General features: G+C 66.5%; 10 protein-coding genes. 5 read left to right on the forward strand and 5 right to left on the reverse strand.

The window, feature by feature from the left end; genetic code table 11:
• The first annotated feature begins 1 nt into the window (after position 1).
• The gene (gene rodA / locus A6M56_RS20240; protein ID WP_063393658.1) at positions 2 to 1144 is read left to right on the forward strand and encodes a rod shape-determining protein RodA; all 1143 of its coding nucleotides are present in this window, start codon (positions 2 to 4) and stop codon (positions 1142 to 1144) included.
• A 36-nt stretch (positions 1145 to 1180) separates the two neighbouring features.
• On the opposite strand, the gene A6M56_RS20245 is transcribed toward rodA, so the two are convergent.
• Positions 1181 to 2869, reverse strand: coding sequence for an AMP-binding protein (locus A6M56_RS20245; RefSeq protein WP_045785424.1), 1689 nt, complete (start codon positions 2867 to 2869; stop codon positions 1181 to 1183).
• Between the two features lie 451 nt (positions 2870 to 3320).
• On the opposite strand from A6M56_RS20245, the gene A6M56_RS20250 reads away from it, so the two are divergent.
• Positions 3321 to 4259, forward strand: coding sequence for a LysR family transcriptional regulator (locus tag A6M56_RS20250; protein ID WP_102080594.1), 939 nt, complete (start codon positions 3321 to 3323; stop codon positions 4257 to 4259).
• 71 nt (positions 4260 to 4330) lie between these two features.
• Here the strand turns inward: A6M56_RS20250 and A6M56_RS20255 are convergent, their stop codons facing one another.
• The 4 genes from A6M56_RS20255 to A6M56_RS20270 all read right to left on the reverse strand — a co-directional run bounded on the left by A6M56_RS20255 (position 4331) and on the right by A6M56_RS20270 (position 10034).
• Positions 4331 to 6934: a DNA topoisomerase III gene (locus tag A6M56_RS20255; RefSeq protein ID WP_045785422.1), complete on the reverse strand. Its 2604-nt coding sequence runs from the start codon at positions 6932 to 6934 to the stop codon at positions 4331 to 4333.
• A gap of 253 nt (positions 6935 to 7187) precedes the next feature.
• On the reverse strand, positions 7188 to 7577 hold the full coding sequence (locus tag A6M56_RS20260) for a thioredoxin family protein (RefSeq protein WP_045785421.1): 390 nt from the start codon (positions 7575 to 7577) through the stop codon (positions 7188 to 7190).
• 36 nt (positions 7578 to 7613) lie between these two features.
• Complete coding sequence (gene dprA, locus A6M56_RS20265; RefSeq protein WP_045785420.1) at positions 7614 to 8834, reverse strand: DNA-processing protein DprA; 1221 nt, start codon at positions 8832 to 8834, stop codon at positions 7614 to 7616.
• Positions 8835 to 8858: 24 nt separating this feature from the next.
• Positions 8859 to 10034: a LysM peptidoglycan-binding domain-containing protein gene (locus A6M56_RS20270; protein ID WP_102080593.1), complete on the reverse strand. Its 1176-nt coding sequence runs from the start codon at positions 10032 to 10034 to the stop codon at positions 8859 to 8861.
• Between the two features lie 254 nt (positions 10035 to 10288).
• On the opposite strand from A6M56_RS20270, the gene def reads away from it, so the two are divergent.
• The 3 genes from def to A6M56_RS20285 all read left to right on the forward strand — a co-directional run.
• Positions 10289 to 10804 carry a peptide deformylase gene (gene def, locus A6M56_RS20275; RefSeq protein ID WP_045785418.1) on the forward strand — a complete coding sequence of 172 codons (516 nt, stop codon included), beginning with the start codon at positions 10289 to 10291 and terminating at the stop codon, positions 10802 to 10804.
• A gap of 10 nt (positions 10805 to 10814) precedes the next feature.
• Positions 10815 to 12827, forward strand: coding sequence for an ArnT family glycosyltransferase (locus A6M56_RS20280; RefSeq protein ID WP_102080591.1), 2013 nt, complete (start codon positions 10815 to 10817; stop codon positions 12825 to 12827).
• A 61-nt stretch (positions 12828 to 12888) separates the two neighbouring features.
• Positions 12889 to 13483: methionyl-tRNA formyltransferase (locus A6M56_RS20285; protein WP_286758370.1), on the forward strand; the 595-nt coding region annotated here is incomplete at its 3' end.

Raw genomic sequence — 13483 nt, forward strand, 5'->3', positions numbered from 1 at the left:
ACTGGACAAGCGCCGCGTCTTCAACATCATCAAGTCGCTGTTTACGGGCTTCGACAAGCCGCTGGCGCTGATCGTCTTCCTGCTGCTCGGCACGGGGCTGATCGCGCTGTACTCCGCGGCCATCGACATGCCGGGCCGCCTCGAAGACCAGATCCGCAACATCATGCTGTCGTTCGTGCTGATGTGGATCATCGCCAACCTGCCGCAGCAGACGCTGATGCGCTTTGCGGTGCCGCTGTACACGGTGGGCGTGGCGCTGCTGATCGGCGTGGCGATGTTCGGGCTCATCCGCAAGGGCGCGCGGCGCTGGCTGAACATCGGCGTGGTGGTGCAGCCCTCCGAGATCATGAAGATCGCCATGCCGCTCATGCTGGCGTGGTACTTCCAGAAGCGCGAAGGGGTGATCCACTGGTACGACTATTTGGCCGCTGCGGTGCTGCTGCTCATTCCGGTTGGCCTGATCGCCAAGCAGCCGGACCTCGGCACCGCGCTGCTGGTGCTCGCCGCGGGCATCTACGTGATCTACTTTGCCGGCCTGTCGTGGCGGCTGATCGTGCCGGTGCTGGTGATTGCGGTGACGGCGATCACGCTGGTGGTGTCGTTCGAGTCGCGCATCTGCGCGCCGGGGGTGAACTGGCCGATCCTGCACGACTACCAGCAACACCGTGTCTGTACGCTGCTCGACCCGACCACCGACCCGCTCGGCAAGGGCTTCCACACCATCCAGTCGATCATCGCCATCGGTTCAGGCGGCGTGACGGGCAAGGGGTGGCTCAAGGGTACGCAGACCCACCTGGAATTCATCCCGGAAAAACACACCGACTTCATCTTCGCGGTGTACTCCGAGGAATTCGGATTGGTGGGCAACGGCGTGCTGCTGTTCCTGTATCTGCTGCTGATCCTGCGCGGGCTCTTCATTGCGGCCAACGCCGGCACGCTGTTCGGGCGCCTGCTGGCCGGGTCGATCACGCTGATCTTCTTCACCTATGCCTTCGTCAACATGGGCATGGTGAGCGGCATCCTGCCCGTGGTCGGTGTGCCGCTGCCGCTCATCAGTTATGGCGGGACGGCGCTCGTCACGCTGGGCATGGGCATCGGCATCCTGATGAGCATTGCCCGACAGAAGCGCTTCGTGCAGACATGAAAAAACGGCCGCCCAACCCAGGTGGCCGTTTCTGTTTCAGGCGGCAATGGCCTCTTCGCGCAACAGGCGCCGCAGGACCTTGCCGGTTGCCGTGGCGGGCAACGCGTCGTGGAACTTCACCCGCCGCGGCACCTTGTACGGCGCCATGTTCTCGCGCGACCACGCGATCAGCTCGGCTTCCGAGAGCTTGACGCCATTCATGGGCACAACGTGCGCGCACACGACCTCGCCCTTGTCGGGGTCGGGCAGGGGCGTGACAGCCACCTGCCGGATGCCCGGATGGCGCGAGAGCAGCGCTTCGACTTCCTCGGGAAACACGCTGTAGCCCGACACCTTGATCATCTCCTTGATGCGGCCCTGCCACTGCAGGTAGCCGTCGGCGGACACCTGTCCGATGTCGCCGGTATGCAGGAAGCCGTTGCGCAGGACGGCCCGCGTGGCCTCGTCGCGCTGCCAGTACCCGCGGAACACGCCTGGGCTGCGGATGGTGATCTCGCCAGGCTGCCCGGGCGGCAGCTCCACGCCGGTGTGCGGGTCGACGATGCGGACTTCGGTCTGCGGGACGATCTTGCCGTGCCAGCCCCAGCGCGGGGCGTGCGCCGGCGTGATGGCATCGCAGGTATGCGTTTCGGACAGCCCGTATGCGGCCTCATAGGTGCGGCACTGCGGGCCGGCAAACGCGCGCCACTGCTCGGCAATCGCCTCGGTCAGCGGCACGCCGAAGCTCGTGCACGGGTTGGTCGTGAGCGATTCCATGCGGTACTGCGCCGCATCGGGGTGCGCCATCACCGCCAGGTTCATCGGCGTCATGCTGTACCACCACGTGACGCGGTAGCGGTCGATGGCCTGCAGCACGGCAAGCGGGTCAAAGCGGTAGAGCAGGATGGTGGCTGCGCCGGAGTACAGCATCGTGTTCATGCCCATCAGCATGCCCGCAATGTGCGAGAGCGGCGCCACGGCCAGCATCACGTCGGAGGCCTGGATGCCGCCCACCTGCACCGTGACCGCCGTCTTGTACAGCGCATTGCGGTGCGTGAGCATCGCGCCCTTCGGGCGACCGGTGGTGCCAGAGGTGTAGACCATCAGCGCCACGTCATCGAGCCCCACCGGGATGGCGGCCACGGCGTCGCGCTCGGCTACGTCCACCGGCTCGGCCATCAGTTGCATCAGGTCGAGTTGGGCGGCGCCGGGCGTGTTCCTGGGCGGCGGCGCGGATGATGCATCGGCGGCGATCAGCTCCGGCGGAACAGCGAGTGCCTTGCGGCAGGCGGGCTGTGCCGGCTGCAGATCGGCATAGCGCGTGGTGATGACGGTGACGACCGACGTGCCGGGCCGCGCAGCCTCGACGATGGGCATCAGGTCTGCCGCCGCCACCAGGATCTTCGCGCCGCAATCGGCAAGCTGGTCACGCAGCTCATGCTGGCGCGACAGCGGGCCGCACGGCACCACAATGCCGCCCAGCTTGGCCGTGGCGAGGTGCGCGATGATCGCCTGCGGACAGTTCTGCAGAAACAGCGCGACACGGTCGCCGCGCACCACCCCGAGGCGTTGAAGCTGCACCGCCAGCCGGGTCGAAAGCTGATCCAGCTCGCGCCAGCACATCGTGCGGCCGTACCAGAGGAGGGCGATGCGCTCGGGGGTCTGCTGCGCGTGGAGGGCGCAATACCGGTGCAGCGGCATCTCGCCCGCGGCGTAATGGACCGGTTCGCGGTTCTGAATGGTCATATGGTGTCTCCTCGGCCTTCGGTGTCGCGCGGCGACGCCTTGGCCGTGATGGCGGCCCTCGTGCCGGGGCGCTCATGCGGGTTCGGTTTCGGGGCATCCATGGTGCGAGTATGGCTAAACCGCATGGCGGCCGCTGCACCGATTTGCGCAAAACCGCGTTCCACCCGAAGGCGGTCTGTCGTACGGTCGTTCCAAGCCGATCCCACAAAAATCTACCGCTCGGTATAGAGTTTCAGCGCAAATTCGACGGGGCGTCAATCGGTGAGAAGTCGGATATTCCGCCCCGGCAATGAAATGTCACAAACATAAGGACTGCGCTCATTCTCACATGAGCGTGCACTCACATTCAATGACCGCCGCCAAGGCAATGAATTGCGCAGACCAACATTAAAAATTTGCTGTCACGACAGATTTGTTCTATTTTTGACAACAAATTATGTGAGAGGTTGGAATGGATCGTTTGCAGTCGATGCGGGTGTTTTCCAAGGTTGTGGAGCTCGGCAGCTTCGCGCGCGCAGCCCAGCATCTGTCGATGAGCAATGCCGTGGTCACGCGCTACGTGGCCGACCTGGAGGCGCACCTCGGCACGCGTCTGCTCAACCGGACCACGCGCAGCCTGTCGCTGACGGACGTGGGCGAAACCTATCTGCAGCGCTGCCAGCAGATTCTGCTCGACATCGACGAGGCCGAATCGCTGGCCACGTCGCGCAGCCAGGCGCTGGTGGGTGGCCTGCGCATCGTCGCGCCGGTGATGTTCGGGCTGCACGTCCTGCCGATGCTCCTCGCGCGCTTCCAGCAGCTGTACCCCGAGGTCACGTTTGACGTGGCGCTGTCGGATCGCCCGATCGACATCGTCGAAGACGGACGCGACGTCGGCATCATGGTGTCGGAACTCGGGCTCGGCTCGCACCTGGTGGCGCGCCGCATGATCTCTGCGGAGATGATCATGGCCGCCACGCCGGCCTACCTGCGCCAGCATTCCACCCCGCAGCGCGCAGAAGACATCGCCGATCACCGCGTGATCGCCATGTGGCACCCGCAGCTGCGCCACGAGTGGGAGATGACCACGCCCGACGGGCAGTCGATCGCCGTGCCGGTGCAGCCGTCGCTCGTCACCAGCAATGCGGAACTGATGCATCGCGCCGTGCTGGCCGACATGGGCATCGCGGTGCTGTCGTCGTACATGGCGCGGCCCGACCTGGAGTCAGGCCGGCTCGTACGCGTGCTGCCGCAGTACAAGCTGCCGCAGCGCTCGCTCTCGCTGGTGTACCCGAGCCGCAAGTTCCTGCCGACCAAGGTGCGCACGTTCATCGACTACCTGCTCGCGCAGGCGATGGAAGTGAAGCACAGCGAAGCGCGCGCCGGACGCGCATTGAGCGAAGCCGCATAAGCCACGGCAGGCCGCGCAAACAAAACGGGAGGACACTGTCCTCCCGTTTGCATTAGTGCCGAGTGGCGCGTTCAGGTGTCGCTCGTGCTCGCCTCATCAGCCTCGGCTTCGGCGGCCTTCTTGCGCGCTGGCGTCTTCTTGGCGGCGGTCTTGGCGGGTGCCTTCTTGGCCGCGGCCGTGGTCTTCTTCGCGGCCGTCTTGGCGGCGGGCTTGCCCTTGCCTTCACCGCGCGGCTCGAACTCGAAGCCGATCTTGCCGTCCGGCTGCTTGACGAGGAACGCCTTGAAGGCGCGGCCCGTGCGCGCCGACTTGAACCCGGTCAGCAGGTCCGTCTTGCCCTCGGTGAGCAGCTTGTGCAGCTGCTCGCGGCTGATCTCTTGCTGCAGGATGATCTTGCCGGTGGTGAAGTCGCACGTCTTGGGCTGCGCCACGGCGTTTTCACACACGTACTTCAGGCCGTGCTCGTAGACGTTGCCGTTGCACTTCGGGCAATGGCCGACGCTTTCCTGGCCGGTGAAGTCGACGGGTTCGCCGTCCTCTTCCTCGTTCTGGCCGAAGTCGAACTCCATCTTCCAGTGGCCGTCTTCCTGAACCAGCTTCAGGATGGCGGCAAACGGCCGGCCCATCTTGCTGCGGAAGCCCTGCAGCGGGCCGATGGTCTTGTTGGTCAGCAGCTCTTCCACCTCGTCCAGCTCGAACTGGCGACCACCCGGGATCTTGCTGATCGAGAAGTCGCAGTGGCTGCACGCGAAGCGGCGGTAGTTTTCCTTGACCACGTGACCGCATTGCGGGCACGGCGTGGAAAGCGTCGCGTAATCGCCGGGGATGGTGTCGCTGTCGTACTCCTTGGCGCGCTTGACGATCTGCTGCGTCATCTGCGCGATCTCGCGCATGAACTCGTCGCGTGCGAGACGGCCACGCTCGATCTGTGCGAGCTTGTGCTCCCATTCGCCGGTTAGTTCGGCCTGCGTGAGTTCTTCCACGCCCAGGCCGCGCAGCAGCGTCATCAGCTGGAACGCCTTGGCCGTGGGGATCAATTCGCGGCCTTCGCGCACGAGGTACTTTTCGGTTAGCAGCCCTTCGATGATGGCCGCGCGCGTGGCCGGCGTGCCCAGGCCCTTGCCGGCCATGGCCTCGCGCAAGGCGTCGTCGTCGACGAGCTTGCCGGCGCCTTCCATGGCCGACAGCAGCGTCGCTTCGTTGTAGCGTGCGGGGGGCTTGGTGGTCAGGCCCACCGGCTCGACCTTGTCGGTCTTGACCTTTTCGCCCTTGGCGACGGGCACGAGGTTGGCGTCGTCGCCCTGCGACTCACGGCCGTAGATCACCAACCAGCCGGGGTTGACCAGCACCTTGCCTTCGGTCTTGAAGTGGTGGCCGGCCACCTCCGTCACGCGCGTGGTGACGAGGTATTCGGCCGCCGGGAAGAACACCGCCAGGAAGCGGCGCACCACCAGGTCATACAGCTTCTGCTCCGGCTCCGACAGGTTCTTCGGTGCCTGCAGCGTCGGGATGATGGCGAAGTGATCGCTGATCTTGCTGTTGTCGAAGATCCGCTTGTTGGGCCTGACCCACTGGTTGTCGAGAATCTTCTTCGCGTGCGGCAGGTAGTTGTGCGAACTCTCGGCCAGCATGTCGAGCGTCTTCTTGACCGTGCCCATGTAGTCTTCGGGCAGCGCGCGGGAATCCGTCCGCGGATACGTCAGTACCTTGTGCTTTTCATACAGCGCCTGCGCCAGCCCCAGCGTGTTCTTGGCCGAGAAGCCGAAGCGGCTGTTGGCCTCGCGCTGCAGGCTCGTCAGGTCGAACAGCGCCGGCGACATCTGCGTGGACGGCTTCGATTCTTCCGTCACGGTGCCCGGCTTGTCGCGGCACGCAGCGACGATGCTCTTGGCCTCGGCCTCGCTCCACAGGCGCGAGTCGCGCTGCTCGGGGTCGAACTCGTTCTTCTTGAATTTCGGATCAAACCAGCGGCCTTCGTACAGGCCCGCCGCGGCGATGAACTCGGCGCGCACTTCCCAGTAGTCGCGCGGGACGAACCGTTTGATCTTCTCTTCGCGCTCCACCACGATCGACAGCGTGGGCGTCTGCACGCGGCCCACGGTGGTGAGGAAAAAGCCGCCGCCTTTGCTGTTGAAGGCCGTCATGGCGCGCGTGCCGTTGATGCCGACCAGCCAGTCGGCTTCGGAGCGGCACCGCGCGGCGTCGGCCAGCGGCATCATTTCTTCGTCGCTGCGCAGCTTGGCAAACCCGTCGCGGATCGACTGCGGCGTCATCGACTGCAGCCACAGTCGCTTGACCGGCAGCTTGGTGTTCGCGTGCTGCGCAATGAGGCGGAAGATCAGCTCGCCCTCGCGCCCCGCGTCACAGGCGTTGATGAGGCTCGTCACGTCCTTGCGCTTGATAAGGCGTGTCAGCACCTTGAGGCGCGACTCCGACTTGGCGATGGGGCGCAGATCGAAGTGCGGCGGGATCACCGGCAGGTGCGCAAAACTCCATTTGCCGCGTTTGACCTCGTACTCCTCCGGGGCGGCGATTTCGACCAGGTGGCCCACGGCCGACGAAAGGACGTAGTCGTCGCTTTCGTAATACTCGTCGTGCTTGGTGAAGCCACCCAGCGCGCGCGCGATATCAGCGGCGACCGACGGTTTTTCGGCAATGATGAGGGCCTTGGACATGTGAGCGGATCCTGGCGATCGCAAGCAATCGATAAAAAGAAGTCGCTGATCTATAGCGACCGTTCGCGTGGGTTTTGTAGAGTCTTATGGCTTCGCGGGCCGACTTTCAAGTGCTGCGGGCGCCTGTTGGGGCACGCACCGGGGTCCTGTCAAAACGGTTCAGCCCCGAATTTGGCCGCCAATCATAAGCGCGGTTCCTTAGGGGGTGCAATAGAGTGGCGCATGCAGCGCATCGCGTTGTCAAGCGCCGTCCTCACGCCAGTTCCAGCAGCCAGGCGCGCAGGTCCGGCGCTGCCCGGACGGCCGGAGCAGCGGCCAAGTCCCGCGAAAGCAGCCCCTCCACCACGCCCGCATGTGGCAGGACCGGGCCGAAAAACAACACATCGCCGGCGTCGTCCATGCGCTGCACCAGCAGGGTGGGGAAGTTTTCGACGTCGAAATCGCCCAGCGCATCGGCGTGGTCTTCCACGTCCACCCAGACGAAGCAGCATTCCGGATGCCGCACCGCCAGATCAGCGAACGTCGCTCGATAGCTGCGGCACGTGCCGCACCACTCGGCGCACAGGCACGCAACCAGCCACCGTCCGTGGTGGATGTGCTCGCGCAGCGCGGCGATGTCGGTGTCGGGAGAAAGGAGCGGCATGTCGGTCGAACAGTCGCGCCTATTGTAGGCACGCTTTCACGGAAGCCGCAGGAAGCGGCCGCCGGGCTGGCGCTCGACGCGGCCGTCCAGTTCGAGGGCCAGCAGTTGCGCCGACAGCGCGGCAGCAGGCTGGCCGGTGCGCTCACACAAGGTGTCCAGGTCGACAGGGTCAAAGCCGAGGGCATCAAGCAGCGCGGTTTCGGCCGCGTTTGGCGGGGTGCGCGCGGCAGGCGCATGCGCAGCGGACGCCGGTTGAGCCGACGGCGGAGCCGATGCTGCGGGCCTGGTACGGCGCTCCGGTGCGGCGGCGCTCGCCCAGCCAAGTTCGTCGAGGATGTCGGCGGCTGTCTCCACGAGCTTGGCACCCTGCTTGATCAACAGGTGGCAGCCCTTGGCCAGCGGCGAGTGGATCGACCCCGGGATCGCGAACACGTCGCGTCCCTGCTCCCCAGCCAGCCGCGCCGTGATGAGCGAGCCCGACTGGGCGGCGGCTTCCACGACCAGCAGCCCGCGCGCGAGCCCGGCAATGAGGCGATTGCGGCGCGGGAAGTTCTCGGCCCGGGCGCCCATGCCCAGCGGATACTCGGAGATGATGAGCCCCGCCTCCGCAATGCGGTGCGCCAGCGCCCGGTTGCGCGCGGGATAGACGATATCGAGCCCGGTGCCGACCACGGCGATCGTGCTGCCCGGGCCGGCCAGCGCGCCTTCGTGCGCCGCCGCGTCGATCCCGAGCGCCAGTCCCGACACCACCGTCACGCTGGCCGCCGACAACGCCTGCGCAAACGCCCGGGCGTTTTCGATGCCGGCGGCCGTGGCGCTGCGCGCACCGACCACGCCGACCGCCGCCGCCCTGAGCAGCGAAACATCGCCCTTCGTATACAGCAGGGTCGGCGGATCGGGCAATTCCAGCAGGCGGGGCGGATACCCGCGATCAGCGAGCGTGAAGACGGCGTTGCCGGGCGTATTCGCCCACACCACGGTGCGCTCGATCAGTGAAGCCAGCGCTGCATCGGGCTCGGCGAGCAACGCCCGCGCGTGCCGCTCCGGGACCACCTTCACCAGCGCCGAATACGGTTGTGCGAAGATGTCCTGTGGCAAGCCGAACGCCGCCAGCAGTTGCCGGGCGGCTACGGGCCCAACGCCAGGGGTTTCGGTCAGACGCAGCCACGCGGCCAGTTCAGCGGGGTCGCGGGTGCAGGAGAGGGTGTCGGTGGAATCGGCCGCGGCGGACGCCGCGGCGTGCGATACATCGGTCAAATCAGGGACTGCGGTAACGCGTGGTCAGGGTTGTTGCGACATCGGATTGGTGGCCGTATCGCCCACCTCCACGGTGTTCGAGGCGTCAGTCACCAGCGCATAGGCGACGTGCGGGAAGACGCGGAACACGAATGCCAGGCCGTAGCGCTCCTCCGGCAACACCACGCGCTCGTTGCCGGCGGTCGGATCCTTCACCACGCCGCCCGCACGGGCCAGTGCCAGCACATGACCGGGTTCCAGCCCCTGCTGGCTGCCGATATTCAGCACGACAACCTGGTCGGTGCCGCCAAAGCGCACGCCGCCGGTCACCTTGGCGACCACGCCGTGCACGTCGCCCTCCGGTGCATGCGGCACATAGCGCACAGGCACGCGCGGCGGCAGCGGCATCAGCTGCGTGCCCACGCCCATTTCTTCCTTGGACGACAGCACTTCCATCTTGGTGGCCGATTGCGGACCCGCGGCAGCGCGCACCACGCGCAGCGTGCCGAGGAAATCCGCCTCGTAGCCGAGCACCTTGCCGCTGACGGGATCCTTCAACGGCTTGACCGGGCGATATGCCTGCCATTCGCTGCCCGGCTGGCCGCCTTCACCTGCGGGCAGACCGCGCGCGTAGGCACTCTCGCCCTTGCCCAGATAGACGCGGCCTTCGGGCAGCGCAAAGATGCGCGCCGGCGTGGCCAGCGTTTCCTCGTCCACGACGATCGGCTGGGTGAGGAACGGCTCGATCACAGCGGGGGGAATGCTGGGGATGGCATCGCCGTCCTGCCCCGACACGCGGGTATGCGGCGACAGGCGCACCGTGCTGCCCTCGGCCGAGGCTGGCGAAGTCGACAGCCACGCCCGGCCGTTCGCGTGATGCAGATACAGCACCTGGCCCGGATAGATCAGGTGCGGATTGCGGATCTGTTCGCGGTTCATGCCCCACAGTTCCGGCCACCGGTACGGGCGCTGGAGGTATTTGCCCGAAATCGCCCACAGGGTGTCGCCCCGGCGCACGGTGTATTGCGCGGGTGCGTTGGCGGCCAGCTCGGATTCGGGAATGCCGGCCTGGGCAGCCGCTGTGGCCTGGGCCTGTTGCGCCGGCGTCACGACGCGCTGCGCCGCGTGCGCGCCACCTAGGCAGAAAAGCGTTGCCGCGGCAACCGCCGAGAAGGCGCAAACGTAAGGCTGGCGCGGTTTCGTGGCGGGCTGAGAGAGCATCGGTGTGTTACGATGGCGCATTATTCTTTGAAGAATCGGCGAGTGGTCCGCGTGGTATTCGACGCTTGGCCGCCGCCACTGCACGCGTACTGTCGGCGCAGCAATCCGGGGGGTATGGCATCGAACGTTCGTCAGGCTTTTTCCTAAGCCATGTGGCGGATAGCGCCCCCGATTCTGCATGACATTCCAAGCGATCGCAATTGAAGGCAACCCCTCGTTAGCGTGGCCTTCCGCAACCGTTGTTGCCAAGCATCATGGCCCTACTCAATATCCTGCAATACCCTGACCCGCGGCTGCACAAGGTGGCCAAACCGGTTGCCGTGGTCGACGACCGCATCCGCAAGCTCGTGGCCGACATGGCCGAAACCATGTACGAAGCCCCCGGCGTCGGCCTGGCCGCGACGCAGGTCGACGTGCATGAGCGCGTGATCACCATCGACGTCTCGGAGACGCGCGACGAACTGCGCGTGTTCATCAACCCCGAGATCGTGTGGGCCAGCGCCGAGCGCAAGGTCTGGGATGAAGGGTGCCTGTCGGTCCCCGACATCTACGACAAGGTCGAACGCCCCGATCGCGTGCGAGTGCGCGCACTCAACGAAAAGGGCGAAACCTTTGAACTGGAGGCCGACGGCCTGCTGGCCGTGTGCATCCAGCACGAAATGGATCACCTGATGGGCAAAGTCTTCGTTGAATACCTCTCGCCGCTCAAGCAGACCCGCATCCGCTCCAAGCTGAAGAAGCACCAGCGCGAAGTGGCGCACCAGCGGTGAACGCCGTTTCATGCCAGCCGATGCCGACGCGCCCCGTCGCCCCGTTCCGCTGATGCAGCCCTCCCCCGTCGGCACGGGCGCCCGCACGCTACCGGCCTTGCTGTTGCGACACTGGCGTGCCGTCGTCGTGCTGATGCTGTGTGCATACTTCGTTGCCGGCACGTTCTGGCGCATGCCGTGGAAAGCCGACGAGCCTTACTCGTTCGGCGTGGTGCTCAACATCATCCAGCAGGGCGACTGGGTAGTCCCGAATGTCGCCTTCGAGCCGTTCGTCGAAAAACCGCCGCTGATGTACTGGACGGGCGCGCTGGCCGCGCTCGCGCTGCCCAATGTGCCGGCGCACGAGGCCGTACGCGTGGCAGTGCTGTTCTGGATGGCACTCACGTGCTGGGCCGTCTGGCGTACCGCGCGGCTGCTGCGCGGCGAGGCGCGCGACTGGCGCCAGCGCGTCGGCACAGCGCTGGCACGCGGCCGCCCGGGGCCGACACTTGCAGCGCGTCGCCAGGCCGGCCTGGACGCCGGTGGTGCTGCGCTGCGCGACTACGCACTGGGCGCGCTGCTGCTGTTTGCGGGCTGCATCGGGCTGGTCGAGCACGTGCACAAGTTCATTGCGGACGTACCGCAATTGGCGGGCACGGCGATCGCGCTCTATGGTCTCGTGCGCTTCGTCAAGGAAAGCGAAACGGACCGCACCGCAGGCGTCGACGCGCTGCGGCCGGCGCTGTGGTTCGGCACGGGCATCGGCGTAGCGTTCCTGGGCAAGGGCGTGCTCGTGCCCGGGCTGTTTGCGCTGACGGTGCTCGCGGCGATCGCCCTGCTGCCCGACTTCCGCCGCCGCCATGCCTGGCGGTTCTATGGCCTGTCGCTCCTGGCCGCGCTGCCGTGGCTCGTGATCTGGCCGGCAATCTTCTGGCATGAATCCACAGACCTGTTCATCGAATGGTTCTGGGTCAACAACGTCGGGCGCTTCTTCGGGTTCTCGCATCTCGGCGGCGAGAAAGGATCGCTGGCAACGACGCTGCGCTCCATACTGCTGACCGGCACGCCCGCCGTGTGGCCGGCCCTAGCCGTGGTGGCGTTGTCGGTGTACAAGCTGGTGCGGCTGCGGGGGCGCGGCGTACGCGCGGCCTGGCTGCTGCCGTACCAGGGGCACCTGGTGGTTGCGCTGTTCCTGTTGTTGAGCATCGCCGTGGTGCTGCGCTCGGCCGTGCTGCGCGATGTGTACCTGATGCCGCTGCAACCGGCGATGGCGCTGCTGGGCGCACCGATGCTGCTGCTCGTGCCGCCGGTTTGGCGCGCCCGTGCCTGGGGCGCAGCGGTGGCGCTCTTTGGCGCGCTTGGCGTCGTGGTGTGGGCCGTGTGGGCCGCACTCGTCGTCGACGGCGGGATGCTGCTGCCGGCCTGGCTCTCGAAGGCGCTGGGCCGCGTGCTGCCCTTGCCCTATGACATGCTGGTCCACCCGATTGCCGTGGCAGCGGCGGCGGCCGTCACCGCCGTGTGGGCGGTCTGCGTGTGGCTGCGGCCAGCGCGCTCCGGCGTGGTCGCATGGGCCGCCGGGCTGGGCCTCGTATGGGGCCTGCTGGGCACCCTGCTCATTCCATGGGTAGACGACGCCCGCAGTTACCGCCCGCTGTTCCAGGCCATCAAGCCGGTGCTGCAATCTGCCCAGGTCTGCGTGGCCACGCGCGGCATGGGCGAGAGCGAGCGCGCGCTGATGCACTACGAAACCGGTGTCCGCCCGGTCAAATGGCTGCTGGGCCATAGCGGCCACGGCGATGCCCACCGGCCCAACCCCGAGGCCCGCACCTGCGACCTGATGCTCGTCCTCGACAAGGCACGCGAGAACCGCAGCCGCCAGCCCAAGGGCGCCGATTGGGAGCTGGTCTGGCGCGGCAGCCGGCCAGGCGACACCAACGAGACCTTTTCGCTGTTCCAGCGGCGCGGCAATGGCGGCACCGAAGCCTTGCCTTCGCCCGAGCCCATCGTCCCGCTGACGGACACACCGCATCGCGGGCACCGTTGAACCCCATGCGCTCCGCCATCGCGTATGTAGCGCGCTTTTTTGTTGCTCCTGTTTTGCACGCATGACAACCACCCTTCGCGTAGCGTTTGCTGGCACACCCGAATTTGCGCAGACAGCGCTGGCGGCGATCCACCAGGCCGGCTTTCCCATTGTGGCCGTGTTGAGCCAGCCTGACCGGCCCGCAGGCCGCGGCATGCAGCTGCAGGCCAGCCCGGTCAAGCAATATGCGGTGTCGCATGGGTTGGAGCCGATCCTGCAGCCGCCCTCATTGCGCCGCACGGGCAAGTATCCACAGGAAGCCGCAGAGGCCATCGAGGCACTCGCCGCACAGCGCCCCGACGTGATGGTCGTGGTGGCCTATGGCCTGATCCTGCCGCAGGAAGTGCTCGACCTGCCGCGCTTTGGCTGCATCAACATCCACGCATCGCTGCTGCCGCGCTGGCGAGGCGCCGCGCCCATCCACCGGGCCATCGAAGCCGGCGATGCGCAATCCGGCATCACGCTCATGCAGATGGATGCCGGCCTCGACACCGGGGACATGATCGCCATGGAACGCGTGCCCATCGGCCCGGCGGACAGCACGGGCACGCTGCACGACACGCTGGCCGCACTGGGCGGCCGCATGGTGGTGGAGGCACTGTCGCGGCTCGCGCGGG

It is taken from the genome of Ralstonia sp. RL (genome assembly GCF_001683835.1).
Lineage (GTDB): Bacteria > Pseudomonadota > Gammaproteobacteria > Burkholderiales > Burkholderiaceae > Ralstonia > Ralstonia mannitolilytica.

Bases quoted from the DNA above. Each gene is read 5' to 3' on its own strand.
- A6M56_RS20260 (WP_045785421.1), bottom strand. From the start codon at position 7,577: ATGCCGCTCCTTTCTCCCGACACCGACATCGCCGCGCTGCGCGAGCAC.
- A6M56_RS20255 (WP_045785422.1), bottom strand. From the start codon at position 6,934: ATGTCCAAGGCCCTCATCATTGCCGAAAAACCGTCGGTCGCCGCTGAT.
- A6M56_RS20270 (WP_102080593.1), bottom strand. From the start codon at position 10,034: ATGCTCTCTCAGCCCGCCACGAAACCGCGCCAGCCTTACGTTTGCGCC.
- A6M56_RS20245 (WP_045785424.1), bottom strand. From the start codon at position 2,869: ATGACCATTCAGAACCGCGAACCGGTCCATTACGCCGCGGGCGAGATG.
- A6M56_RS20280 (WP_102080591.1), top strand. From the start codon at position 10,815: ATGCCAGCCGATGCCGACGCGCCCCGTCGCCCCGTTCCGCTGATGCAG.
- A6M56_RS20250 (WP_102080594.1), top strand. From the start codon at position 3,321: ATGGATCGTTTGCAGTCGATGCGGGTGTTTTCCAAGGTTGTGGAGCTC.
- def (WP_045785418.1), top strand. From the start codon at position 10,289: ATGGCCCTACTCAATATCCTGCAATACCCTGACCCGCGGCTGCACAAG.